This window comes from Methylobacterium sp. AC690 (assembly GCF_979256535.1).
Window position 1 is genome coordinate 135,521 of the sequence record NZ_CEEDOX010000006.1, and the last position, 25,130, is coordinate 160,650.

Here is a 25,130-nt window from a genome sequence, read left to right on the forward strand (position 1 = left end):
GCCGACCCGACAGAAGCGGGAAGTTGTCAGCGACGAAGCGCCTGCGCAGGCGAAAGGTTTCGCGGTTCCGCGACCGCTCAGGGATCGATGATCACCACGTCGTTGGCGTGGACACGGCCGAGCATGACGCGGGCGCGCTCCTCCAGCAGATCGCGATCGATCTGGTCGCTGCGCAGGAGGGCCACCCGGTGTTCCCAGATCGCCCGGTCCGCCTTGGCGGCGTTGAGCTCCTGGTTGAGCGCCCGGGCCTGGACCTTCAGGGCGCGCTTGGCCTCGAGGCCGCGGTTGCCGCTCTCGGCCTGATGCACGAAGAAGCCCACGACGAGGCCCGACACGGCGTAGAGGCCGAGGGGCATCAGAACAGCACGGACGCGACGACGGACCACCATGCGGGCACGATGCGCGCACAGGGTTAAGGAAGTCCTGACGCTCCGACGAAGATCACCATGCGGAGGGAGCCGCACAGCCGATGATGCGCTTCGATCTGGTCGATCTCTCGCTGTTCCGGCACGTGGTGGAGGCGGGCTCGATCACCCACGGCGCGGCGCGCGCCAACCTTGCCCTCGCCGCCGCCTCCGTGCGCATCCGCGCCATGGAGGAGACCCTCGGGGCCGCCCTGCTGACGCGGGGGCGCCAGGGCGTGGTGCCGACGCCCGCGGGGCGGTCGCTCCTCGCCCATGCCCGTGGGCTCCTCGACCGGATCGAGCGGATGCAGGAGGACCTCGCCGCCTTCTCGGGCGGTACGGTCGGGCAGATCCGCCTCGTCTCGAACACCAACGCCCTCACTGAATTCCTGCCCGAGGTCCTGAGTGCCTTCCTGGCCCGTCAGACCGGCGTCAGCGTCGACATCGAGGAGCGGACTTCGGACGAGATCGTCGGGCTGGTGGCCGAAGGCTCGGCCGATCTCGGCATCGTCGCCGGCACCGTCGATACCGGCGCCCTGGAGACCTATCCGTTCCGGCAGGACCGCTTCGTCATGGTGGCGGCCACCGCGCACCCCCTGGCGGCGCGGGCCTCCGTCGCCTTCGCGGAGGTGATCGAGCATCCCCTGGTCGGCCTGGACCGGACCAGCGCCCTCACCCGCTTCCTCGCCGACAAGGCCGCGCGCACGGGCCGGCCGCCGATGCGCCTCCGCGTGCAATTGCGCAGCTTCGACGCGATCTGCCGGCTGGTCGCCTGCGATGTCGGGCTCGGCATCGTGCCCGAGACTACCGCGGCCCGGGCCGCCCGCACCATGGCCCTCGCGATCGTGCCCCTGGAGGATGCCTGGGCCCTCCGCGACCTCACGATCTGCCTGCGCTCGCTGGCCGATCTGCCCCGGTTCACGCGGGATTTTGTGGCCCACCTGCGCGGTTGAGGCGGCTTTCGGACCCCGGGGGCTCCCATCCGGGGCGCGGCTTCGGTACAAACCGGCTTGGGCCCCCATTCGGGGGCACCATCGTTCGGGGGAGTTCGCCGGCCACATGCAGGATTCGACTTCCTCCGCGCCCGACACCTCCCTGGTCGATCCCGACGTCCACGTGGAGAGCTTCCGGCAGGCCCGCGAGGCCCGCCGGCTGGAACTCGTGGAGGATTACGTGGAGCTCATCGCCGACCTGATCGGCGATGGCGGCGAGGCGCGGCAAGTGGATATCGCCGCGCGCCTCGGCGTGGCCCAGCCGACGGTCGCCAAGATGCTCAAGCGCCTCGCCGAGGACGGCCTCGTGCAGCAGCGCCCCTATCGGGGCGTTTTCCTCACGGAAGCCGGGCTCGCTCTGGCCGTGCAGAGCCGCGAGCGCCACCGGATCGTCGAGCAGTTCCTCTGCGCGCTCGGGGTGAGCCCCGAGATCGCCCGCCGCGACGCCGAGGGCATCGAGCATCACGTCAGCGCCGAGACCCTGGAAGCCTTCCGCCTGTTCACGGCCCGATCCGCCTAGGGCCACCCTCGGAATCTGGTGCGACCTGTCAGGCCGGGGTGGCCTGGAGCGGGGCCGCAGGCTCGGGCATCGGCTCGCCGTCCGGCACCACATCCACCTCGACCTTGAGCTTCTGCGGGCCCGAGGAAGACACGATGCCGTCGATGGGGGAGACGTCGGTGTAGTCGCGGCCGCGGGCCACGACGATGTGATCGTCGCACATGCCGATGCCGTTGGTGGGATCCAGGCCGATCCAGCCGTCCCCGCACCAGACCGAGACCCAGGCATGGCTCGCATCGGCGCCGCGCAGGCGCGGGCGCCCGACGGGCGGGATCGTCCGGAGGTAGCCGCTGACATAGGCAGCCGGCAGGCCGAGGCCGCGCAGGGCCGCGATCATGATGTGGGTGAAGTCCTGGCAGACGCCGGCTCGGAGCGCGAAGGCCTCGGCGAGGGGCGTGTGCACGGTGGTGGCCTTGGCGTCGAAGGTGAAGTCCGTCCGGATGCGCTGCATCAGGTCGAAGGCACCGCCAAAGGCGCTTCGGCCCGGGGGAAAGCTCGCCCGGGCATAATCCGTCACCTCCGGCACCAGCGGCACCCGCAGGCTCGGAAACTGGAAGTGAACCGGACGGTCCGGACTGAGGCCGCGCCCGTTCACCGCCTCGTCGCGCACCTGCTCCCAAGGGGCGCCGGATTCCAGCGCCGGCAGCGGATCGCGCTCGACCCGGACCCGCGACAGGGCCTCGACCCGCAACTCGGTATGGGGCGCGTCGATCGTGACCGCAGTGGCGTCGAGGCCGAAATAGTCGCGCCGGACGATGCGGGTCCGTGGATCGGGCGTGATCGTGAGGCTGCTCTCCAACACCGTCTGACCCTCCCCGTCGCGCGGGCGCAGGCGCAGGGTGCAGCGGGCGAAGCGCACGGGGCGGGCATAGCGGTAGGTGGTGAGGTGGCGCAGCGTATAGATCACGCGAGCCCCACGAGCTTTTCCGGCCGCAGGGCATGCGGCCCGTTGGGGAAGTAGCGGGTGGCCACGGCGTCGGCCAGGCCCTCAACCTCATTCTCCAGGCGCATCAGCGCGGCGCCGTCGAACTCCGCCGCCTCACCGGTGGCGAACTCGGCCGCGAGCCTGGCGGCGATGCGCTGATGCGGCTCGGGCAATCCGTCGGCCCGCAGAACGGGAAGCTGGCCGAGATGCTGGGTGATCGCCTCCAGCTGGAAGGCGACCGAGCGCGGATTGAACGGATCGAGGAGCACCATGTCGCGCACGGGGTCGAGGGCCACCCCCTGAAGATAGCGCGCGCCGAACGAGACGTGCGAATCGCACAGGGACAGCATCACGCCGAGGTCCTCGGCGGTGGCACCGTCCCCGGCGAAGCGGGTGGCGAAGGTCAGGGTGTTGATGGCGCGCTCGATCCGGCGACCGAGATCGACGAAGTGCCAGCCGGTGGTGCGGTTCATGTTCTCCTGGGCGAGCCCCGAAAGCGCCGCGATGTGGCTGAGGGCCCGCTCGGCGAGGCCGAGGAGGTGCGCCTCCGGCAGGGCCCGCCCGGCCTCGATCTCCAGGACCTCCTTCAGGTCCGCGAGCGCCCGCCAGGCCTCGCCGGAGAGACGCTCGCGCAGGGTGGCGGCGTTGATCCGCGCGGACAGGCTGTGGCGCAGGGCCGAGCCGTAAGTCTCTTGGCCGCCGAGGGCCTGCTGCGCCAAGGCGGCGGTGGGCAGGTCGGGCGCCGCGATCGCCCCCCACTCGTCGAGGAGCGCCCGGATCCGCAGCGCGGTGGGCGCCTTCGCGTCGCCCGCCCGGTCGGCGATCACCCCGGACCCGACATTGCCGAGATGCGCCAGGACGAGACGGATCACCGCCTCGGCCCGCTCGACGTAGCGCCCGAACCAGAACAGGTTGTCGGCGGCCCGCGACGGCAGGTGACCGGCGATCCGGCGCACCCGCGCCGGCCCGGTCTGGATCAGGGAGACCGCCTCCACCGGATCGCGCGACAGGATCCAGACATCGGCCGACTTGATGCCGGCGCGCATCTCCAGAGGCTCGACGTCGGGCCGCTCCGAGATGCGGCAGAAGCCGCCCGGCATCACGCGCCAGCCCTCCGGCGTCGCTGCCGCGAAGACCCGCAGCACGAAGGGACGCGGCACCAGGCGCAGGGAGCCGCCGGTGGATTCCCAGCCCGGCATGGTGGCGAGGGGCATCGTCTCCTGGGCGACGTAGTCGAAGGGCCGGTCGCGCAGGGCCGCACCGAGGCGATCACGCGCGGCATCGAGAGCGTGCGGGGCCAGGATCGCGTCGCGCACAGCCCCTTTCGGCGGCGTCGCCACCGGGCGCAGGCTCAGGCCGGCGAGGCTGTCGCGGATCTCGGCCAGGGCTTGCGGATCGCCGCACCACCAGGTCTTCGGCCCGTCGAGTTTGAGGCCACGTCCGAGGAAATGCCGCGCGATGCCGGGCAGGTAGGCCGCGAGCGCGCCGGATTCGAGGATGCCGGAGCCCGGCATGTTGCCGACCACCAGGTTGCCGTTGCGCAGGGCTTCCACCAGACCCGGGACGCCGAGGCGAGAGGCCGGGTTGAGCTCCAGGGGGTCGAGGTAATCGGAGTCGATGCGCCGCCAGAGCACGTCCGCCCGCTTGAGGCCGGAGACCGTCCGGATGTGCAGGGCCCCGTCCTGCATCACGAGGTCGTCGCCCTCCACCAGGAGCAGCCCGAGGTAGCGGGCGAGCGCGGCCTGCTCGACGTAGGTCGAGCTGAAGACGCCCGAGGTCAGCAGGCAGATGCGCGGATCGCTGCGCTGCGCACCCACCGCGAGACCATCGCGGAAAGCCTGGAAGAACGAGGCCAGCCGCTCGACCTGCAGGTCGGCGTGAAGGTCCGGGAAGGCGCGGGTGAGGACGAGCCGGTTCTCCAGGGCGTAGCCGGGCCCGGAGGGCGATTGCGTCCGGTCGGCCAGCACCCGCCAGCGCCCGTCGGGTCCGCGCGTCACGTCGGCGGCATAAAGCTTGAGGAAGCGGCCGCCGGGCGGCGTGACGCCGACGAGGGGACGCATGAATTCCGGGCTGCCCGCCACCACCGCGGCCGGCAGCAGGCCTTCGGCCACGAGGCGCTCCGGTCCGTAGATGTCGGAGAGGATCGTCTCCATGAGCTCGGCACGCTCGACGATGCCGGCGCTCAGTGTCTCCCAATCCGCCTGCTCCAGGACGAGCGGGAGCGAGCCCAGCGGCCAGGCATGCTCGCGCTTGTCGCCGTAGATCCGGTAGGAGATTCCAGTGTCGCGGATGCGCCGGACCGCCGAGATGAAGCGGGCGCCGATCTCGACCTCGTCCATGCCGCCGAGCTGGTCGAGGAACCGCGGCCAGGCTCCCTTCGGGCGGCCGTCCGCGTCCATCAGCTCGTCGGGAACGCCCTGGTGCGGCCGGTATGCGGAGGTCCAGCGCGCGAGGCGCTCGGCCCGTCCCTGACTCTCCGCTGCGGCCGCTGCGCTCATGGGGACGTGAAGCCCGGGGGTGCGGGAGTCCGGAGGTCGAGCGTCATCGGGAACTCGCGGTTGGTTTCCTCGGGTGGCATCGCGATCTTGCCCGGCGTGTGGCCGTGGGCCTGGAAGCGCGCGAGGCGACGCCCCTCCGCCTCGTAAGTGTTCACCGGGAAGGTCTCGTAGTTGCGTCCGCCCGGGTGGCTGACATGGTAGCGGCAGCCGCCCAGCGACCGGCCGCTCCAGGCGTCGAGGATGTCGAGGGTGAGCGGCGAGTGCGCCGGAATCGTCGGGTGCATCGACGAGGCCGGCTGCCAAGCCTTGAAGCGCAGGCCCGCCACCGCCTCACCGGCGGTCCCGGTGCCGGTCATGGGCAGTCGCCGGCCGTTGCAGGCGATGATGTGCCGACCGGGCACGTAGCCCTCGACCTTCACCTGCAGCCGCTCCACCGACGAGTCCACGTACCGCACCGTTCCCCCGATCGCGCCCTCCTCGCCCAGCACGTGCCAGGGTTCGAGGGCCTGGCGGAGCTCCAGCTTCACGCCGCCCTGCTCCACCGTCCCGAAGACCGGGAAGCGGAACTCGCGCTGCGCCACGAAGGCCGCCGGGTCGAAGTCGTAGCCGGCTGCCCGAAGGTCTTCCAGCACGCCGAGGAAGTCGGCCCACAGGAAGTGGGGCAGCATGAATCGATCGTGCAGGCCCGTGCCCCAGCGGACACAGCCACCCTCCTGCGGTTCGCGCCAGAGCCAGGCGACGATCGCCCGCAGCAGCAGTTGCTGCGCCAGGCTCATGCGCGGATCCGGCGGCATCTCGAACGAACGAAACTCGAGGAGCCCGAGGCGGCCGGTCGGTCCGTCCGGCGAGTAGAGCTTGTCGATGCAGATCTCGGAGCGATGGGTGTTGCCCGTGACGTCCACGAGGATGTTGCGGAAGATGCGGTCCACGAGCCAGCGCGGGATGTTGGGCTCCTCGGGCTTGGGCACCTGGGCCATCGCGATCTCGAGCTCGTAGAGTCCGTCGTGGCGCGCCTCGTCCATGCGCGGCGCCTGGCTCGTCGGGCCGATATAGAGGCCGGAGAACAGGTAGGACATGGCCGGGTGGCGCTGCCAGTACAGCACCAGGCTCTTCAGGAGGTCGGGCCGCCGCAGGAACGGCGAGTCGTCGGGGGTCGCACCGCCCAGCACCACGTGGTTGCCGCCGCCCGTACCGGTGTGGCGGCCGTCGGTCATGAACTTCTGCGCGCCGAGGCGGATCTGCCGGGCATCCTCGTAGAGGTCCGTCGTGATCCGCACGGCGTCGCGCCAGCCCGCGGCGGGATGCACGTTGACCTCGATCACGCCCGGATCGGGGGTGACCTTGATGACGTTGAGGCGCGGATCGAAGGGCGGCTCGTAGCCTTCGATGTGGAGCGGCTGTTTCAGCTCGGCGGCCGTCGCCTCGAGATGGCCCAGGAGCTCCAGGTACTCGTCCACCCGCTGCAGCGGCGGCATGAAGACGTGCAGGATGCCGTCGCGCGGCTCCACCGCGAAGGCGGTGCGCACGGCGACGCCCATCACGCCGGAGCCGTTGACGGTCTTGGTGCCGGGATGACCCTCGGGGAGCGGATCGCGGGCCTCCAGCGTGTCCTGCGGCTGGTAGTACGGGTAGTGCTCCGGCGGCACGAACGGCAGCGAGGACAGGGGCAAACGGTAGCCCACGGGCGAGTCGCCCGGCGTCAGGAAGGCGTGGCCGCGGCGGAACTCCCAGGGCTCCGAGATCCAGAGCCGGTCGGAATCGCTCTCCTTGCCGGTGGGCAGGCTCGCCAGCGGCAAGGCGTAGCCCGCGGCCTCGCCGAGACCGCGCGCGAAGACTCGCGCCATGCGGGCATTGGTTTCCGGGTTCGGATAGTGCGGCTCCGCCGTCGTGACGTTGGGGGGCAGCTCGTCGCGCTTGTCGTACCAGTAGACCGGGTCTTCGAAGGCCGGGAAGACGTAGGCCCCGAGCCCCAGGCGCTTGGCGACGCCGTCGATGAGGGCCTTGGCCCTGTGGATGTTGGCGTCGCGCGGGCCGTCCTCCGGGGCGATCAGGCCGGCATCCTTCCAGATCGGCACGCCGTCCCGGCGCCAGTACAGGGCGAAGGCCCAGCGCGGCAGGCTCTCGCCCGGATACCACTTGCCCTGGCCGTAATGCAGCATGCCGCCGGCGGCGAAGCGATCCCGCAGGCGGCGGATCAGCTTGTCGGCGAGGCCGCGCTTGGTCGGGCCGACGGCGGCGGCGTTCCACTCGGGCGATTCGAAGTCGTCGATGGAGACGAAGGTCGGCTCTCCGCCCATAGTCAGGCGCACGTCCTGCTCGGCGAGGTCGGTGTCGATGCGGTCGCCGAGGGCGTCCATCGCCGACCAGACCTCTTCGGAGAATGGCTTGGTGATGCGGGGCGCCTCGGCCACGCGGGTCACCGTCATCTCGAAGCCGAACTCGACGCCCGCGGGCTCGGCCAGGCCGGAGATCGGCGCCGCGGAGGCGTAGTGCGGGGTTGCTGCCAGCGGGATGTGACCCTCGCCGCAGAGGAGGCCGGAGGTGGCGTCGAGGCCGATCCAGCCGGCGCCGGGCAGATAGACCTCGGCCCAGGCGTGGAGGTCGGTGAAATCCGTGGTGGTGCCGGCCGGCCCGTCGACCGCGGTGGTGTCGGGGATGAGCTGGATCAGGTAGCCGGAGACGAAGCGGGCCGCCATGCCGAGGCGGCGCAGGATCTGCACCATCAGCCAAGCCGAGTCGCGGCAGGAGCCGCTCTTCAGGGTCAGGGTCTCGGCGGCGGTCTGGACGCCGGGCTCCATGCGGACGCCGTAGGTGATCGCCTGCGCCACCTGGGCGTTCAGGGCGACGAGGAACAGAACCGTGTTCTGCTCGGCCGGCAGGTGCTCCAGGAAGGCGTCCACCTCCGGCGCCATGGCGTCGTCGAGGACGAGGTAGGGCTTGAGCTCGGCCGTGAGGTCGTCCGCGTAGGTGAAGCCGCGGGTCTGGGCATAATCCTCGACGAAGAAGTCGAACGGATTGATCACCGACATGTCGGCGGTGAGGTCGACCTCGATCTTCAGCTCGGTGGTCTTCTCCGGAAAGACCAGCCGGGCGAGCCAGTTGCCGTTCGGATCCTGCTGCCAGTTGATGAAGTGGTTCTCGGGCAGAACCTTCAGCGAATAGGCCGGGACGGCGGTCCGCGTATGCGGTGCCGGGCGCAGGCGGATGACCTGAGGCCCCAGCGTGATCGGCCGATCGTAGGTGTAGTGGGTGACGTGGTGCAGGGCGGCTTTGATCGACACGGGGGCTCCCGCTGTGACTGGACAGGGCGCCGGGCGGGCAAAGCGGCACGCGCCGGCGGCGGAGGGACGGGGCACCACCCTGCGGTGCTCCGAAGAAAGCTTCACCAGAGACATACGCCAACGGAGACCCGCAAGCGATGCCCTTGCGCGCGGGAACCCGGAAGGTCACCCGGCGACGGCCCCGTCCGCGCGCCGGCGGATGGCCAGGACGGGGATGTCTCGTGGTGGCCTGCAAGTTTCGTGCTCCGGCGGTTCCGCGATCCCGGCCGGGCCTGGGAGCCGGAACTTCGGTCTTCCCCCACGCTTTGCCACCCTATTGCGTGCGGATAGGCTAAGAAGGTTCCTTCACGGGCGGTATGCGACGCTCCGTGGGCGGACAGGAAAGGCGTCTCCCGACGGCTCCATGAAAATCTTCCAGTGCCAGGCTTGCGACCAGCCGATCAGCTTCGAGAGCACCCATTGCGAGAGCTGCGAGCGCCGGCTGGGCTATGTCTGCGACGTCCACGAAATGTCGGCGGTGGAACCGGTCGGCGGCCTCTGGCACGCCTATGCCAATCCGGGCCGCAAGTACCGCTTCTGCGCCAACGCCGATCACGACGCCTGCAATTGGCTGATTCCCGAGGATTCTCCGAACCGCTACTGCATCACCTGCCGGCACAACCACGTGGTGCCGGACCTCTCCATCGCCTGGAACCTGACCCGCTGGCGCCAGATCGAGGCCGCCAAGCACCGGCTGTTCTACTCGCTCCTGCGCCTCGACCTTCCGCTGATGACCCGGGACGAGAACCCCACCACGGGTCTGGCCTTCGATTTCCTGGTCGACCCCTCCGAGAGCTATCAGATCGGGCCGCCGGTCCTCACGGGCCATCGCAGCGGCCTCATCACCCTCAACATCGCGGAGGCCGACGACGTCGAGCGCGAGCGCCGGCGAATGCTGTTCGGCGAGTATTACCGCACCCTGCTTGGGCATTTCCGTCATGAGATCGGACATTACTTCTGGAACGTCCTGGTGCGCTTCGACCAGAGCCTGTGGACATTCCGATCCCTGTTCGGGGACGAGCGACTGAACTATTCCGGCGCCCTGCAGCGCCACTACGCGCACGGAGCTCCCCCGGACTGGGAGGAGAGTTACGTCAGCGCCTACGCCACCGCGCATCCCTGGGAGGATTTCGCAGAGACGTGGGCACAGTATCTCCACATCGTCGACACGCTGGAGACCGCCAGCACCTTCGAGATGCACGTGCGCCCGCGCCTGCGCCACGGCTCGTCCGAGCCGGTGGTGATCGACTTCGATCCCTACCGGACGACGGATTTCAGCCGGATCGTGGAGGCGTGGCTGCCCCTGACCTATGCGGTGAACTCGCTGAGTCGCAGCATGGGCCAGCCGGCCCTGTTCCCGTTCAAGCTGACGCCAGCGGTGATCGCCAAGCTGTCCTTCGTGCACGAACGGATCGAATCGGTCCGCTGCATGGGCAGCCCCGATGCCGATACGGCTGTCCTGAAGGCCGTCATCACGGGCTTGCGCCAGAAGGTGGCGGCCCCCAACGCCTGAGGGACCAGTACCGACCGGATCCGAGCGATCAGGCCGGCTCGATGGTGCGGGGCCGGCCCTCGTCGTCGATGGCCACGAAGGTGAAGGTCGCTTCCGTCACCTGCTCGCGGAACTGGGTGCGGAAGCGTCGCGCCCAGGCCTCGACCTCGATCTTCATGGAGCTTCGCCCCACCCGGTCGATCCGGGTGTAGACGCAGAGGACGTCGCCGACCCGTACGGGGCGGATGAAGGTCATCGCATTCACCGCGACCGTGACCGCCCGGCCCTGCGATCGCTCGACGGCGGCGATGCCGCCGGCCTGATCCATCTGCGACATGACCCAGCCGCCGAAGATGTCGCCGTTGGCGTTCGTGTCGGCCGGCATCGCGATGGTGCGCACCGTCAGGTCACCACTCGGGCGCCGCGCCTCGTCCGTCTCCGCCATGATCCCGCTCATCTCCCACCCTCAACCGCCCGCACTGTAGGCCGATGCCGGGCCCGTTGCCGAGGCATCGCGACCGCCTTCAGGGCATCACCTCGGCATATTTCAGGGCACCGGCCAGGATGATCGCGCCGGCAGACAGGAAGACCTCGAGAGGGATCGACTCCCAGAGCGCGCGCGCCTCGGCGCGGCGGGCTGCAAGGACGTTCATGGCGTAACCTCCAATGCGCGCCGATCCGACGCCGGCCGTCATCTGTTGCGGCAACTTATCGCCTGTTGCGGGTCGTTCACAGCCATCGAGGTGAAATTTACTGCTGAAAACGCAAACGGCCCGTCCCCCGCCGAAACGGGAGCCGGGCCGTCCTGGGCGGCGCGTCCGTCACCGGACGCGACCGAATTCTTAGTAGTAGAACCGGCGCGGGCCGTAGAAGCGACGCGGACCGTAGAACCGACGCGGGCCATAGAAGCGGCGCGGGCCATAGTAACGCCGGCCGTAGAACGGACGCGGGCCATAGAAGCGACGCGGGCCATAGAAGCGGCGACCATAGCCATAATACTGGACCGTCTGCACCGCGGCCGGGGCAGCCTCGCTCTGCAGGGCAAGGGCAGGACCGACGGGGGCGGCCGAAGCGCCCTGTGGCGCGGTGGCGGCAAAGCCTAGGGCCAGCAGCGCGGCCAGCACGAGTTTCCTCAGCACGTTCTCAACTCCCTGAATTCTGTCGAGTCTCGACTCCCCGGCATCCCTCGTCACGAGGCCCGGATGCAGCAAACGCACGAGGGGCGAAAGCGTTTCCCTCTGCCCCCCAAGCGTTGCCGTGATGGTCAACGAAGCCCTGCGCGGCGTTCGTCAGGCGATCTTCAGGGTCATGTCGACAGTTGGGGCGGCAGCACTGCCCTTCACCAGGGCGATACCGTGCTCGCAATCCTCACGACGCACATAGGCCTCGGCCGAATCTGCGACGACGTTTCCGTTCTGTGACCGCAGGCGCCAGCGCCAACCGCCAGCGGGATCCCGGTAGAGTTCAAACCGCATCGCCGAAGCCTCCGAAGACGCCGGGCCTGCCGCCCGGCTCCTGTGATGTGGCCCCGCGCCGCGCCTTGGCAATGCCTCGGGGACCGGACGCGAAAACGCCGCCCCGGAAGCCGGGACGGCGCTCTCAAACGTCAGGCGGAGGGATCAGGAGCGCGGGCCGCGATCCAGCCAGCCGATGGCGCGACCCTCGCCGCTGCCCTGCGGGCGGGGAGCCCGGGGGCGCTCGCCGCGCGGCTCGGTGCGGGCTTCGCCCTGGGCAGCCGGTCGACGATCGCCACGGCCGTCCTGCGGACGGGCGGCGCCGTCGGAACGGCTCGGGCGTCCGGACCCGCCACGGTTCTCACCGCCGCGACCTTCGAAGCCACGCCCCTGGCCGGGACGGCCACCCGGGCGGCTGCTCGGGCGCTGGCCCTGGCGCTGACCGGGACGCTGGCCGTTCGGCGCCGGGCGGCGCTCCTCGGCCTGGGCAGTGTCGGCCGCTTCCTGTCGCGACGGCGGGCTGAAGCCCTCGGGGAAGCCGGCCACGGGGATCTTCTGGCGCGTGGTGCGCTCGATGTCCCGCAGGTAGGCCTTCTCCTCGTCGTTGCAGAACGAGATCGCGAGCCCGTTCGCCCCGGCGCGCGCGGTGCGGCCGATGCGGTGGACGTAGCTCTCCGGCACGTTCGGCAGGTCGTAGTTGATGACGTGGCTCACCGCCTCGACGTCGATGCCGCGGGCGGCGATGTCGGTGGCGACGAGCACCCGGCACGAACCGTCCTTGAAGGCGGCCAGCGCCCGCTCGCGCTGCGGCTGGGACTTGTTGCCGTGGATCGCCGATGCGTTGATCCCGACTTTTTCCAGGCCGCGGACGACGCGGTCGGCGCCGTGCTTGGTCCGGGTGAAGACGAGGACGCGCTCGATCGCCGGATCGCGCAGGATGTGGTTCAGGAGGGCCTGCTTCGCGCCGGTATGGGCGAAGATGACCTCCTGGGTCACCCGCTCGGCCGTGGTGGCCACCGGGGTCACGGCGACCTGGACGGGATCGCGCAGGTACTGGTCGGCGAGGCTGGCGATGTTCTTCGGCATGGTGGCCGAGAAAAACAGGCTCTGGCGCTCGCGCGGCAGCATCTTCACGATGCGCTTGAGGGCATGGATGAAGCCGAGGTCGAGCATCTGGTCGGCCTCGTCGAGGACGAGGATCTCGACGGCCTCGAGGGTCAGGGCGCGACGCTCGATCAGATCCATCAGGCGGCCGGGGGTCGCCACCAGGATGTCGACGCCGTTGGCCAGCGCCTTCTCCTGGCGGGAGATGGTGACGCCGCCGAACACCACGGTGTTGGTGAACGAGAGGTATTTTCCGTAATCGGAGAAGTTCTCGGCGATCTGGTTGGCGAGCTCGCGGGTCGGCGACAGCACGAGTACGCGGCAGCCGCGGCGGATCGGCCGGCGCGGGGTCTCGGCGAGGCGGTGCAGGATCGGGAGCGCGAAGGCCGCGGTCTTTCCGGTACCCGTCTGGGCGATGCCGCAGAGGTCGCGGCCCTGCATGGCGGGGGCGATGGCCTGGGCCTGGATCGGGGTCGGGCTCTTATAGCCCGCCTCTTCCAGGGCGCGCAGCACGGGCTGGGCGAGGCCGAAATCGGTAAATTGGGTCAAGGAGTAACTTTCAGGCAGCGGGACCGTGCCGGACGCCCTCGTGGGGAGGGGAATCGTCGAAAGAGGTGGTCGGTCCGTTGAGCTGGAGCCGCCCGCGTGCTGGGGCAGTCCGGGTGCATGCACGTTGAAGAGAGGGGCTCAGGTCGCGCGGGGCCCGCAGAAGCGATCCGGCAATCCGTCACGCAGCCCTCTCAAGCGGAACCATGAAGGCCGCTGACGCTGCACCTGCGATATGATCCTTCGCGGTTGCGAAGTCAATGGCCACGCCGCCGACGATGGAACCGGTCCGCGTCCACCGCCGGCCAAAGGGCGGAATGGCCAGAGAACGGATTGACGCGGCGGCAACACTGGCGTGTTACCTCATCCCACGCGCCGGACCGCCCGGCGCTTCAGGGGCCGGATGATCGCGCGTCACACCCTCACCTATGTCGGCTCGCGGGGTGTCGCCGCGGCCCTGAACATGGGCGCCCTCGCGGTGTTCACCCGGCTCGCATCCACGGACGTGTTCGGGCTCTACCTGCTCATCCTGTCCTGGGCGCTGGTGCTCTACAGCGCCACCTGCCAATGGCCGAAATTCTCGTTCTTCGCGCTCTATGCCGAGGATCGCGCGATCCTGCAGGTCGGCACCGTGGTGCGGCTCCTCGGCGCGATGGTGGCGCTCGCCGCCCTGATCGCGGCGTGCGCGGCCGGGCTCGGGCTGTTCGAGCCGCACGCCGCCCTCGCGATCTTCGCCGCCGTCTTCGGCATGATGGCCTTCGAGGGCGCCGCCGAGATCGCGCGGACGCGGCTGGAGGTCGGCGCGGTCGCCCTGTCGGTGGTGCTGCGCGCCGTGCTGGTCCTGGCCCTCGGCAGCAGCGCCCTCCTCCTCGGCGGCGGCGCGATCCCCCTGCTCCTCGCCACCGCGGGCGCCAACATCATCGCGGCCCTGCCCACGCTCTACGTCATCCGCAGCCTTCTGCGGGGCGGCGGCAGCTGGACGGAGGCGCGGCGCCTCCTCGCCTACGGCTGGCCCCTGGTGCTCTCCTTCGGAGCCGCCGCCCTGGCGCAGACCGCCGACCGGCTCGTCATCGGCGCCAGCATCGGCGTCTCGGAACTCGGGGCCTACGGCGCCTTCGCCGATTTCCTGCGCCAGAGCTTCGTCGTCTTCGGCGACAGCGTCGCCCTGGCGCTGATCTCGATCGCCAAGCGCGACGCCCGCGACGGCGGCATCGCCGCCGCCCGACCGGTGCTGGAGGACGCCATCCGCCTCCTCACCTTGATCGCGGCCTTCGGCGCGGTGTTCTTCCTCGCCTTCGACGGCCTGCTCGTGACCCTGCTGCTCGGGCCGGATTACCGCGAGACGGCCCTGCGGGTGGCGCCGCTTCTGGTGGCGGCCAGCATCCTGCAGATGTTCCGGTCGTATTATTTCGGGCAGGTCATCTACTTCACCCAGAAGAGCCAGCTCGATGCGGTCGCATCGCTGACGCTGCTCGTGGCGATTGGCGGGCTCTCGGCCCTGCTCATCCCGCGCTACGGCGTCGAGGGGGCGGCCATCGCCATGGCGACCGGCCAGGCCCTGGCCTGCCTCGTCTTCATCCTCGGCTCGCGCGAGCGCTTCCGCATGCCGGTGCCCCTGCGCGACCTCGCGGTGATCGGCGGCCTCGCCCTCGCCTGCGCTGTCGCGATCGCCGGGCTCGACCGACTCCCCCTGGATCCGGGCCTCGCCCTCGGCCTGCGGCTCACCTGCCTCGCCGCCGTCTCCGCCGGGACCGCCTGGGCGTTCAATATCCTGGGCATCGCCGATTTCGCGACCCGCCGGTTCGGACGCGCCGCCTCATGAGCCGCTCCGCCCGGCGACAGGTCGCGACCCCCGACGGCCTCGTGGTCGCCCTGCGCCCCCTGGCGGCCGACGCGCCCTGGATCGCGGCCTGGCACGATCTCAGCCGCCGGCCCCTCGTCGACAACCTGTTCTACGATCCCGATTACGCCCTGCCTGCCGCCGACGCCTTCGGCCGCGGCGTACAGGTCGCCCTGGTCGGTGACCGCGCTCCCGAGGAGCCCGGCCTCCGCCTCGTTGCAGCCTGGCCCCTGCGGGTGAAACGCTGGCGCTGGGGTCTGCCGCTCCTGCTGGCCATGGGCTGGATGCATGATTTCGGCATCTTCGGCGCCCCGCTCCTCGACGGCGCCGAGCCGGGGCGCGCCCTCGACGCCCTGGTCTTCGGCCTGCGCCGCCTGATCGGCCCGCGCCTGATGCTGACCCACGTCCCGACCTCTGGCCCCTTCGCGGACCTGCTCTCGGACTGGCTCAGCCGCAACCGCCTGCGCCACGCCCGCTTCTGGGCGCACGAGCGCGCCTTCCTCGACCTGACCGGCCGGGACGCAGCGACGCGCGCCGCCTATCTCGGGCATCTCTCGTCCCGCAAACAGCGCAAGCTGCGACAGGCCTGGGACCGCCTGAGCGCGGACGGCCCGGTCACCTTCGAGACGATCCGCGAGCCGGCCGCTCTGTCGGCGGCCATCGACGACTACATCGCCCTGGAGGGCGCCGGCTGGAAGGGGGCGCGCGGCACCGCCATCGCGGGCGACGCGGTCCAGACCCGGATGATGCGCGCCTTCGTCGCCCGCCTCGGCGCGCGCGGGTCAGTCCGCATTGACCGCCTGCGCCGGGACGGGCGCACGCTGGCCGCCGTGGTCAGCTTCACGACGCGCGGACAGCTCTGGAGCCTCAAGATCTCCTACGATTCCGCCGTTGCCCGGCACTCGCCCGGGGCCCTGGCCTTCCACCGCCTGACCCAGGCCATCCTCACCGAACCGGCCCTGATCACGGCGGATTCCTGCGCCCCGCCGGACTATCCCCTCGCCGAGACCTTCTGGACCGAGCGGCTGGCCCTCGCCCATATCCTGGTCGAGGCGCAGGGCGGTGACCGGTTGTTTCCCCTCGCCGTCCGCCTGGAGGGCTGGCGGGCCCGGGCCAATCTGTGCCTGAAGGCGTGGCGCGATCGCCGGCGGACCCGCCTGTCCAGCGCTGCCGCGGCGCGGGCGCCCGATCCCGAGGCCTGACGGCGCCCCACACGCGTCAGGCCGCCCGGACCGCCGGCTCCGGCGCGTCCGACAGGTCGTGGGTGAGTTCGACCGCCTCGGCGATGAAGCGGCGGCGGACCGCGCCGGCATAGGGGTTGGCCCGCTCGATGGCGTCGAAGACCTCCGGCGCGTCGTGGCGCACCATCTCCACCGCCTGCATCAGCAGGTCGAAACTCCGAGTGGTTAGGCGGGTCGGAAGCGGCGCCATGCGCACCATCACCTTGGCGATGAGGTGGGTCAGGCCCTGGACGGTCGCCGCGTCCCGATCGTGCGCTTCCGGCGTCGTCAGAATGACGTCGAGTCCGAGCCGTCGGCGCAGGAACGCGGCGACCTGTCGGGTCCGGCCGCCCCGCACTTCGCAGAGCGCGATCTTCAGTCCCCGGAGACCGTCGCGGGCACTCTGCGGCCCGAACAGCGGATGGGTGGCGACGATGGCGACGTGCGCCGGCAGCCCGTCGCGCATCGCCGCCGCGGAAACGGCTTTCACCGAGCCGACATCGAGGACGAGGGCGCCCGGGCGGAGATGCGGACCGATGGCCGCCACGATGCCGGGGATCGCCGGAACCGGCGCCGCCAGGATCACGACCGGGCAATCCGCCGCGGCGCGCAAGGAGCCAGGCACCACGTCGGGCCCGGGCTCGGCCGGCATTGCCGGATCGTAGGCGTGGATGAGGACGTAGGGTGCGAGGTGGCGCGCCACCAGGCGGCCGAAGGCGCCAAAGCCGATCAGGCCCAGGCGGGGACGGGAATTCTCAGGGGATTCGAATGGCACGGACGTGACCTCGGTGAAGGCCGGGCCGTCGACATGTGGTCCTGGAAAGAGATCAACCGCCGACGACGCAGCGATTGAGACATGACGAGCCCCGCGCCGCTAAGGATGCGGCGCCGGATACGACAGGGAGCGAACGGTGGTCGTCATGGTGGCGCGTGTCTAAGGGCGCACCGGCTGTCGCGTCAATGCCCGCGCCACGGGCCCGCGCGTGGACCGTCAGGCCGGCGCGTACTGCATCGCGCCGTTGCCGAAGGACCAGTTCTCCTTCACCACCTCGACGAGGTTGATGACGACGTCCTCGCGGCGGATGCCGGCCCGTGCGGCGATGCCGTCGGCGATCTGCCGGTACAGGGCGCGCTTGATTTCGACGGAGCGCCCGGCGTTCCAGGTGATCTGGATCATGACGAGGTCGTCCGTGTAGGTCACGCCGAGGTAGCCGGCCTCGGGCGCTACGATCTCCCCGGCCTCATGGCGGGTGATGATCTGAAATTTGTCGTTCTCGGGGACGTTCGCCGCCGCACGCAGCGCTGCATAGACCACGTCACCGATGATGTGGGCGCGGTCCGGCGGTGCAGCGCGGTTCAGGTTGATGCGGACGAGGGGCATGGCGATCTCCCGGTTGGCTTGCGTCTCTGGAGGCGGTCTCACCAGCCGAAGCGGGCGATCTCGCCGAGGCGCGCCTGTACGGCGGCCTCGTCGCGCCCGAGGGCGGCGGCGCGCTGGGAGAGAGCGTAGCACGTCGTGCAGAAGCCGACTTGCATCAGCGGGATGCCGTCCGCCCGGGCCCGCGACACCGACCCGATCAGACAGGCGATGACCGAGTCGCCTGCGGGGAGGCCGAGACAGTCAGCCCGCGGGCTACCGAAGAATGGCCGGTTCGGCCAGGCCAGCGACACGGTGGTGCCGCCGCGCCGGTCCGGCGCCGGAGGCACCGTGTAGCTGCGGACGAACAAGGCGGCGAACAGCAGCGCCAGGCCGGGCAGGATGAGGGCGCGCATGGCGAGGCCGCTCCGTCAGGCCGGCTCGTCGAAGCGGCTCCAGCGGAACACCTCCGTGCCGGCGCCGTCGATGACCCGCACGGCCTCGGCGGGCGCGCCGCTGCGCTGGGGCGCCAGAGCCCGGGCGAACAGGGTCAGGGCCCGTTCCTTGGCCGCCTCGACGGTGTAGGTGCGCACGGAGATGCGCTGGCTGACGGGATCTTCGCCGCGCGCACCGGCCTCGTCCTCCGAGGCGAGGACTTCGATGTGGTAGGTCTCGCGCGGATTCACGGCGGCTCCATCACGCTGGCACGACCCGCCATCCATAACCGCAGCGGCCGGGCGTTGGCACCACGGTTGAGTCGGCTGCGACGAAAAAGGCCGGGCCTCGCGGCCCGGCCCCGGGTCTGGATCGTGACGGGGCCTCAGCGCGCGGCAGCGCCGGGGGGCGGGGCGCTCGGTCCACCCGTGCCCGGCGCGATGGCACCGCCGGCGCTCGGAAGCGGGGCGGCATTCGGGTTGCGGACGGCGCCAGCGCCGGGAGCGGTCCCGGTGGTTGCGGGTGCGCGAGCGGTGCCGCCGCCGATGCTCGTCCCGGAGTTGCTGATCGTACTCTGACCGGAACCGGTCACCGAGGATTGCGCCTGGGCTGCACCCGAGAGGACGAGGCCGAGAGTGGCGTCGAGAGCGAGGGCCGGGATGCGCATGGCGGTGGTTCCTGGGCAGAGGCGGGATCGATCAGGGTCGACTTGAGTGTGCAACGCGGCCCGGGAACCGCGGGTTCAGATCGCAAAGCCGCCCGGGACGGGTGCAACCGGCTGCTGGATGTGGTTTGGTGGCCCCTCCCGATCACCCTCCTGGCGAGGCCGGCCGGACGCGTTCCGGCCCATAGACACAGAGAAAACCATGCCGACGACGCCCTTTGTCACGGCCGACTGGCTCCATGCCCGTCTCGGCGCGCCCGACATCGTGATCCTCGACGGGTCCTGGTACCTCCCCGCTCAGGGACGCGATGCCCGGGCCGAGTATCTGGCCGGTCACATCCCCGGTGCGATCCGGTTCGACATCGACACGATGAGCGACGAGACCGCGGCCCTGCCCCACATGCTGCCGCGCCCCGAGGTCTTCGCCTCCCGCATGCGGGCGCTGGGGATCGGCGATGGCGCCCACATCGTGGTCTATGACGGGATGGGCCTGTTCTCGGCGCCGCGGGTGCGCTGGATGCTGCAGACCTACGGACTCCGCGACGTGGAGATCTTGGAGGGCGGTCTCCCGGCCTGGGTGGCGGCGGGCTACCCCCTGGAGGACGGCGAGGGCCGCCCGCGCGCCCGGCGCCACTTCACCGCGCGCCTCGACCACGGCGCCGTGGCGGATGCCTCCGACATCGCCCGTGCCCTCGAAACGGGCAGCGCCCAGGTGGTCGATGCCCGCTCGGGGGCGCGCTTCCGCGGCGAGGAGGCGGAGCCCCGTCCCGGTGTCCGGCCCGGGCACATGCCCGGCGCCCGTAACGTCCACTACGCCGCGCTCCAGAGCGGGGGGCGCCTGAAGGACGAGGCGGCTCTGCGCGCGGTCTTCGCGGAGAACGGCGTCGATGTGGGCAAGCCCGTGGTCACCACCTGCGGGTCGGGTGTCACGGCCGCCATCGTCGGACTCGCGCTGGAGACCCTGGGGCGGCCGCCCCGCGCCCTCTACGACGGCTCCTGGTCGGAATGGGGCTCGGATCCCGCGCGTCCCGTCGCCACCGGCCCGGCCTAACGGGCCACCTTGCTGAACCCCGACCCTCCGGCGGTCCGTGACGCTGCGCCGGAGCGCCAACGCTCGCAGGGCCGCATCCACCTGCACGTCGCCTGCGCGGACGGACACGACACCCGCATCCTCGACATCGCCGAGGGCGGACCGTTGCGCCTGCGCCTGCCGCGACGTCCGAAGGGCCCGTGCGAGGCGGTGCTGCTCAACACGGCCGGCGGCATCGCCTGCGGCGATGCCTTTCGGGTCACCGCCGAGGTCGGAGCGGGGGCCGACCTCGCCCTGACCACGACGGCGGCGGAGAAGGTCTATCGCTCGGACGGTCCGGTGAGCCGGATCGCCACCGCGGTGATTGTGGGGCCCGCGGGTCGCCTCGCGCACCTGCCGCAGGAAACGATCCTCTTCGACCGCGCCGCCCTGGCGCGGCGCTTCGAGGCGGATCTGGCGCCGGGCGCCCACCTCCTCGCGTTCGAGGCCATCACCTTCGGGCGCACGGCCCGCAACGAGGCGATGACGCGGGGCTCCCTCTCCGACACCTGGCGCATCCGCCGCGACGGACGCCTCGTCTATGCCGACACCCTGCGCCTCGACGGTGCGCTCTCGGACCAGCTCGCCCGCACGGCGATCGGCAACGGCGCTCGGGCGATGGCGACGCTGCTCGACGTCTCGCCCGAGGCGGAGGGCCGGCTGGACGAGACGCGCACCCTCCTCGACGCGAATGCTGCGGACGGCGTCGCCGCGGCGGCCAGCGCCTGGAACGGGCATCTCGTGGTACGCCTCCTCGGCCGCGATCCGGACGCCCTGCGGGCCATGGCCCAGCGCCTCCTCACCGCCTATCGCGGGCGGCCCCTGCCCCGCGTCTGGCAGAGCTGAGCGTTCGGCTCCGGCGACCGCCATCGCGGCGGGCCGATGCCGGAGACGATCTCGTGCATCGAGCGACAAGGCTGTCTCGGACGGCACGAAGGATGCAGTGTCGGCGCGGATGCCGGGCCATGTCCGCGGGTTTCGGGGTGCCCCGGCGGCGGACCTCGTGCGGGACATCCCTGCTGCGCCGCGTCCGATTTCACGCGGTGGCGAGCTTGTCGGACCGATGTTGTTGCGTTGATCTTGGAGACCCGAACCCATGCTGCCCACGATCCTGGATCTCGCGACCCTGCGCGCGGCCTTCGCCTCCGGCAGCCTCGACCCGGTCGGCCTTGCCGAGATCGTTGCCGACCGGATGGCGGCCTCGTCGGACCCGGCGGTCTTCATCACGCCGGTGCCGCGCGCCGACCTCGTCGCGGCCGCCCGCGCCCTGCTGGCGGCGCATCCGGTGCCGAACTCCCTGCCGCTCTGGGGCCTGCCCTTCGCCGTGAAGGACAACATCGACGTGGCCGGCCTGCCCACCACCGCCGCCTGCCCGGCCTTCGCTTCTACGCCGGGGCGGGACGCCGTGGTGGTGGCCCGGCTGAAAGCGGCCGGCGCCCTCGTGATCGGCAAGACGAACCTCGACCAGTTCGCCACCGGCCTCAACGGCACGCGCTCGCCCTACGGCGCCCCGCGCAGTGTCTTCGACGCCGACTACGTCTCGGGCGGATCGAGCTCCGGCTCGGCCGTGGCCGTCGCCGCCGGGCTCGCCTGCTTCAGCCTCGGCACCGACACCGCCGGTTCCGGCCGCGTGCCGGCGGCCTTCAACAACCTCGTGGGGATCAAGCCGACGCCGGGGGCGCTGAGCACCACCGGTCTCGTTCCGGCCTGCCGGAGCCTCGACTGCATCACGGTCTTTGCGAGCACCGTCGGCGACGGCATCGCCGTACGCCGGATCGCCGAGGGCTTCGATCCCGCCGACCCGTATTCGCGCCCGGCGATCCCGCATCCGCTTCCGGCGGCGGGCCTGCGCTTCGGCGTTCTGGCCCCGGCCGAGCGCGAGTTCTACGGTGACACCGAGACGGCGGCCCTCTACGACGCCGCCATCGCGCGGCTGGAGCGCCTCGGCGGCGTCGCCGTGCCGTTCGACTACGCGCCGTTCCGGGAGATCGCCGCGCTTCTGTATGACGGTCCGTGGGTGGCCGAGCGGCTGGCGGCCGTCGAGGCCTTCCACGCCGACCATGCCGCCAAAATGGACCCGAGCGTGCGCGCCATCCTCGATTCGGCCCGTGCTTACAGCGCCGTCGACGCCTTCCGGGGCCGCTACGCCTTCGAGGCCCTGAAGCGCCGCACCGACGCGATCCTCGCCGGTCTCGACGTGCTGCTGCTGCCGACCGCGCCGACGATCTATACGGTCGCCGAGATGGCGGCGGAGCCCATCGTCCGGAACAGCCATTTCGGGCGCTATACCAATTTCGCCAACCTGCTCGGAATGGCCGCCATCGCGGTGCCGGCCGGGTTCCGCCGGGATGGCCTGCCGGCGGGCGTGATGCTGGTGGGACCCGGCTTCAGCGACGAGGCCCTGGCACCCTGGGCCGATGCCCTGCATCGCGACCTCGAGGGCGGCATGGGCGTCGACCGTGCCCGCGCGCTCCCCGACGAGAGCCGTGTGCCTCCCCTGCCCGCCGGGCAGATCCCCCTGGTGGTGGTGGGGGCCCATCTCACCGGGCTCGCCCTCAATCACCAGCTCCAGGAACTCGGGGCGACGTTCCTGCGCGCGACCCGGACGGCGCCCGACTACCGGCTCTACGCCCTGCCCGGCACGGTTCCGCCGAAGCCCGGCCTCGTGCGCGCGCCCGGGTTCGAGGGCCCCGGGCTGGAAGTCGAGGTCTGGGCGCTCGACCCGGCGGCCTTCGGGCGCTTTGCCGCCGCGATCCCCGCGCCGCTGGGCATCGGCAAGATCGCGCTGGCCGATGGCGAGTCCGCCTCGGGATTCCTCTGCGAGGCCCACGCCGTCGCGGATGCGCCGGAGATCACCCGGCACGGGGGCTGGCGCGCCTACCTCGCCGCGGGGCGCGCCTGAGGCGAGGGGGCCTGCCCTTGCGAGGGCCGGCGGCCTTGCCCTAAACCCCGGGGCACGGCAGGCCCTGCGCCCGCATCGAAGAGGATCCGGGTTTGCCGCGCACCCTACGCTGTCGCCTCGACGCCGTCAGCCAGATCGTGGCCGAGGGAACGCCCGACACGTGGCGCGCGACCGGGTCCGACCCACATTTCCGCCTCTGGCCTCCGGAGGGCCGCCGGCGCCATCGCGGCGGCTGGGTCCGCCTCCGCGCCGACGTCACCGCCCTCGACCGCACGAAGCTCGTCCCGATCCTCTACGTCGACGACGGCAAGGGGTTTCGCGAGACGCTGACCATTCCGCTGGAGGCCGATTCCAGCGGCGTCGACAATCTCGTGCGCCTGCCGCGCCGGGTCCGCGGCCTGCGCCTCGACCCGATGAGCGGCACCGGACGCTTCCGCCTCGCCGACGTCTCCCTGACCTATCTCGGCCCTGTGGGTGCGATCGCCGAGACCGCTCGCCGCCGCGTGCAGGCGCTGCCCGAAGCGGAGCGCGCGCCGACCCGCCTCCTCGCCCGCATCCACGCCGCCTGGCGCGAGAAGGGGGCCGCCGAACTCTGGCGCGATTTCCGGACGAGCGCCCGGCCGCGCCCGGTGCCGGCCTCCTACACGGCCTGGATCGACAAAGTGGAGACGCCGGCTCGCCTCGGTGTGGCGGCGATGCGCGCCGAGATCGAGGGCTTTCGCCTGCGCCCGCGCATCTCCATCGTCATGCCGGTCTACAACACTCCTCGGCGCTGGCTGGAAGCCGCCATCGCCTCGGTGCAGGCCCAGGCCTATCCGGACTGGGAACTCTGCCTCTGCGACGACAACTCGCCGAACCCGCAGATCTGGCCGCGGCTCCAGGCCTTCGCGGCTGCCGACCCGCGCATCAAGTTGCATCGCCGGACCACGAACGGACGCATCTCGGCCGCCTCGAACGACGCCATGGCGCTGGCGACCGGCGCCTACCTGACCCTGATGGACCACGACGACGCGATCCCCGACAACGCCCTGTACGAGTTCGTCCGCATCCTGAACGCCGACGACAGCGTCGACTTCATCTACTCGGACGAGGACAAGATCTCGATCGACGGGGTGCGCTACGAGCCGTTCTTCAAGCCGGACTGGTCGCCCGAAGCCCTCGAATCCTGCATGTATACGGCGCATCTGGCGCTCTACCGGATGGATATCGTCCGGCGGATCGGCGGCTTTCGCGACGAATGCAACGGCGCGCAGGATTACGACTTCGCCCTCCGCTACACCGAGCATGTCCGCAACGTCGTCCACGTGCCGAAGGTGCTCTACCATTGGCGGGCGATTCCGGGCTCCACGGCTCAGACCATGGACAACAAGGACTACGTCATCGCCGCGGCGATCCGTGGCCTGGAGGACCGGGCCCGGCGCACCGGTGAACTCGACTTCGCCCGCGCGAGCGCGTTCAAGGGCTGCTTCGAGATGCGGCGCAAGCTGACGGCGCGCCCCCGCGTCTCCATCGTGATTCCCACCGCCGGCCGCGACAGCCTCGTGGGCGGCCGCACCGTGGACCTCCTGGCTGCCTGCCTCGACAGCGTCGCCGCGAAGAGCACCTATCCCGACATCGAGTCCGTGGTGGTCGATAACGGCGATCTGCGCCCAAGCACCGAGGCGGCCCTGGCTCGCCACGGCGCCCGACGCGTGACCTGGTCGGAGCCGGTCTTCAACGTGGCCGCCAAGATGAATCTCGGCGCCGCCGCGGCGAGCGGCGAGGTTCTGGTCTTCCTCAACGACGACATCGCGGTCATCACGCCCGACTGGATCGAGGCGTTGTTGGCGCAGCTGCAGATTCCCGGCGTCGGCGCCGTCGGCCCCAAGCTCCTGTTCGAGACCGGCGAGATCCAGCATGCCGGCGTGTCGATCATCGACGCCACCCCCGACCATGTCCGGCGCGGCTATCCCGGCGACGATCCCGGGCACTACTTCTCCACCGTCGGCAGCCGGAACTACCTCGCGGTCACCGGGGCCTGCGTGATGGTGCGGCGGTCGGACTTCGACGCCATCGGCGGCTTCGATGCGGGTTTCGCCGTCAATTACAACGACGTCGATCTGTGTCTGCGGCTGCGCGAGCGTGGCCTGCGCAGCGTCTACTGCGCCCAGGCCAGCCTCTACCACTACGAGAGCCGCAACAGAGCCCGCACCGTCGATCCGGACGAGCACCGGCGGTTTCGCGATCGCTGGGCGGCGAAACTTCCCCACGATCCCTATTACGGCGCCTGGTTCGAGGCGCTGCCCCCGACCTTCGAACTCGACCCAGCGCGTTTCTAAGGCTTCGCGGCCGGCGAAGGCTGGATCGGAA

General features: G+C 70.9%; 23 protein-coding genes. 9 read left to right on the forward strand and 14 right to left on the reverse strand.

The genetic code is table 11. The annotated features are described in order from the left end of the window. Positions 1-77 precede the first annotated feature (77 nt). Entirely contained in the window at positions 78-389 is a 312-nt protein-coding gene (locus AC0IY1_RS09085) for an FtsB family cell division protein (RefSeq protein WP_055953008.1), read from the reverse strand. An 80-nt stretch (positions 390-469) separates the two neighbouring features. On the opposite strand from AC0IY1_RS09085, the gene AC0IY1_RS09090 reads away from it, so the two are divergent. Then, positions 470-1,357: a LysR substrate-binding domain-containing protein gene (locus AC0IY1_RS09090; RefSeq protein WP_245436049.1), complete on the forward strand. Its 888-nt coding sequence runs from the start codon at positions 470-472 to the stop codon at positions 1,355-1,357. Between the two features lie 106 nt (positions 1,358-1,463). Continuing rightward, a complete protein-coding gene (mntR, locus tag AC0IY1_RS09095; RefSeq protein ID WP_471769037.1) occupies positions 1,464-1,916 on the forward strand; it encodes a manganese-binding transcriptional regulator MntR in 453 nt (150 codons plus the stop codon). A gap of 28 nt (positions 1,917-1,944) precedes the next feature. Here the strand turns inward: mntR and AC0IY1_RS09100 are convergent, their stop codons facing one another. The 3 genes from AC0IY1_RS09100 to AC0IY1_RS09110 are packed head-to-tail and all read right to left on the reverse strand — an operon-like array spanning position 1,945 to position 8,659. Then, the gene (locus tag AC0IY1_RS09100) at positions 1,945-2,862 is read right to left on the reverse strand and encodes a transglutaminase family protein (RefSeq protein ID WP_471769039.1); all 918 of its coding nucleotides are present in this window, start codon (positions 2,860-2,862) and stop codon (positions 1,945-1,947) included. Beyond that, positions 2,859-5,378, reverse strand: coding sequence for a circularly permuted type 2 ATP-grasp protein (locus AC0IY1_RS09105; RefSeq protein WP_471769041.1), 2,520 nt, complete (start codon positions 5,376-5,378; stop codon positions 2,859-2,861). Before AC0IY1_RS09105 ends, AC0IY1_RS09100 begins: the two co-directional genes overlap by 4 nt. Beyond that, positions 5,375-8,659: a transglutaminase family protein gene (locus tag AC0IY1_RS09110; RefSeq protein ID WP_471769042.1), complete on the reverse strand. Its 3,285-nt coding sequence runs from the start codon at positions 8,657-8,659 to the stop codon at positions 5,375-5,377. Before AC0IY1_RS09110 ends, AC0IY1_RS09105 begins: the two co-directional genes overlap by 4 nt. Positions 8,660-9,062: 403 nt before the next feature. Between AC0IY1_RS09110 and AC0IY1_RS09115 the strand changes: the two genes are divergently transcribed. Next, positions 9,063-10,211 carry a zinc-binding metallopeptidase family protein gene (locus AC0IY1_RS09115; protein ID WP_103709290.1) on the forward strand — a complete coding sequence of 383 codons (1,149 nt, stop codon included), beginning with the start codon at positions 9,063-9,065 and terminating at the stop codon, positions 10,209-10,211. Positions 10,212-10,239: 28 nt separating this feature from the next. On the opposite strand, the gene AC0IY1_RS09120 is transcribed toward AC0IY1_RS09115, so the two are convergent. The 5 genes from AC0IY1_RS09120 to AC0IY1_RS09140 all read right to left on the reverse strand — a co-directional run bounded on the left by AC0IY1_RS09120 (position 10,240) and on the right by AC0IY1_RS09140 (position 13,297). After that, on the reverse strand, positions 10,240-10,635 hold the full coding sequence (locus AC0IY1_RS09120) for an acyl-CoA thioesterase (RefSeq protein WP_103709365.1): 396 nt from the start codon (positions 10,633-10,635) through the stop codon (positions 10,240-10,242). Positions 10,636-10,714: 79 nt separating this feature from the next. Further along, positions 10,715-10,843 carry a hypothetical protein gene (locus AC0IY1_RS09125; RefSeq protein WP_280137543.1) on the reverse strand — a complete coding sequence of 43 codons (129 nt, stop codon included), beginning with the start codon at positions 10,841-10,843 and terminating at the stop codon, positions 10,715-10,717. Positions 10,844-11,032: 189 nt separating this feature from the next. Further along, on the reverse strand, positions 11,033-11,329 hold the full coding sequence (locus AC0IY1_RS09130) for a hypothetical protein (RefSeq protein WP_055952987.1): 297 nt from the start codon (positions 11,327-11,329) through the stop codon (positions 11,033-11,035). Positions 11,330-11,479: 150 nt separating this feature from the next. Next, positions 11,480-11,665, reverse strand: coding sequence for a YegP family protein (locus AC0IY1_RS09135; RefSeq protein WP_471769043.1), 186 nt, complete (start codon positions 11,663-11,665; stop codon positions 11,480-11,482). 144 nt (positions 11,666-11,809) lie between these two features. Further along, on the reverse strand, positions 11,810-13,297 hold the full coding sequence (locus AC0IY1_RS09140; RefSeq protein ID WP_055952981.1) for a DEAD/DEAH box helicase: 1,488 nt from the start codon (positions 13,295-13,297) through the stop codon (positions 11,810-11,812). Between the two features lie 400 nt (positions 13,298-13,697). Here AC0IY1_RS09140 and AC0IY1_RS09145 point away from each other — a divergent pair, with 400 nt between their 5' ends. Beyond that, the gene (locus AC0IY1_RS09145) at positions 13,698-15,116 is read left to right on the forward strand and encodes a lipopolysaccharide biosynthesis protein (RefSeq protein WP_471769045.1); all 1,419 of its coding nucleotides are present in this window, start codon (positions 13,698-13,700) and stop codon (positions 15,114-15,116) included. Then, the gene (locus AC0IY1_RS09150; protein WP_471769047.1) at positions 15,113-16,336 is read left to right on the forward strand and encodes a GNAT family N-acetyltransferase; all 1,224 of its coding nucleotides are present in this window, start codon (positions 15,113-15,115) and stop codon (positions 16,334-16,336) included. The genes AC0IY1_RS09145 and AC0IY1_RS09150 overlap by 4 nt, the downstream gene beginning before the upstream one ends. Positions 16,337-16,352: 16 nt before the next feature. On the opposite strand, the gene AC0IY1_RS09155 is transcribed toward AC0IY1_RS09150, so the two are convergent. The 5 genes from AC0IY1_RS09155 to AC0IY1_RS09175 form a co-directional block, all read right to left on the reverse strand. Next, positions 16,353-17,129 (reverse strand): prephenate dehydrogenase/arogenate dehydrogenase family protein, encoded by a 777-nt coding sequence (locus AC0IY1_RS09155; RefSeq protein ID WP_471769049.1) that lies wholly within the window; start codon positions 17,127-17,129, stop codon positions 16,353-16,355. A 216-nt stretch (positions 17,130-17,345) separates the two neighbouring features. Next, positions 17,346-17,735, reverse strand: a complete 390-nt coding sequence (locus AC0IY1_RS09160) for a tautomerase family protein (protein ID WP_471769050.1) — start codon at positions 17,733-17,735, stop codon at positions 17,346-17,348. A 38-nt stretch (positions 17,736-17,773) separates the two neighbouring features. Beyond that, a complete protein-coding gene (locus tag AC0IY1_RS09165) occupies positions 17,774-18,127 on the reverse strand; it encodes a hypothetical protein (RefSeq protein ID WP_471769052.1) in 354 nt (117 codons plus the stop codon). 15 nt (positions 18,128-18,142) lie between these two features. Then, complete coding sequence (locus AC0IY1_RS09170) at positions 18,143-18,397, reverse strand: hypothetical protein (RefSeq protein WP_471769054.1); 255 nt, start codon at positions 18,395-18,397, stop codon at positions 18,143-18,145. Positions 18,398-18,531: 134 nt separating this feature from the next. Further along, positions 18,532-18,813 carry a hypothetical protein gene (locus AC0IY1_RS09175; RefSeq protein WP_471769056.1) on the reverse strand — a complete coding sequence of 94 codons (282 nt, stop codon included), beginning with the start codon at positions 18,811-18,813 and terminating at the stop codon, positions 18,532-18,534. Positions 18,814-19,012: 199 nt separating this feature from the next. On the opposite strand from AC0IY1_RS09175, the gene sseA reads away from it, so the two are divergent. The 4 genes from sseA (at position 19,013) to AC0IY1_RS09195 (ending at position 25,099) form a co-directional block, all read left to right on the forward strand. Then, positions 19,013-19,861, forward strand: coding sequence for a 3-mercaptopyruvate sulfurtransferase (gene sseA, locus AC0IY1_RS09180; protein WP_471769058.1), 849 nt, complete (start codon positions 19,013-19,015; stop codon positions 19,859-19,861). A 9-nt stretch (positions 19,862-19,870) separates the two neighbouring features. Further along, positions 19,871-20,725, forward strand: a complete 855-nt coding sequence (locus AC0IY1_RS09185; protein ID WP_471769059.1) for an urease accessory protein UreD — start codon at positions 19,871-19,873, stop codon at positions 20,723-20,725. Positions 20,726-20,975: 250 nt separating this feature from the next. Further along, positions 20,976-22,781, forward strand: a complete 1,806-nt coding sequence (gene atzF / locus AC0IY1_RS09190) for an allophanate hydrolase (RefSeq protein WP_471769061.1) — start codon at positions 20,976-20,978, stop codon at positions 22,779-22,781. Positions 22,782-22,873: 92 nt separating this feature from the next. Beyond that, a complete protein-coding gene (locus AC0IY1_RS09195; RefSeq protein ID WP_471769062.1) occupies positions 22,874-25,099 on the forward strand; it encodes a glycosyltransferase family 2 protein in 2,226 nt (741 codons plus the stop codon). Positions 25,100-25,130 lie beyond the last annotated feature (31 nt).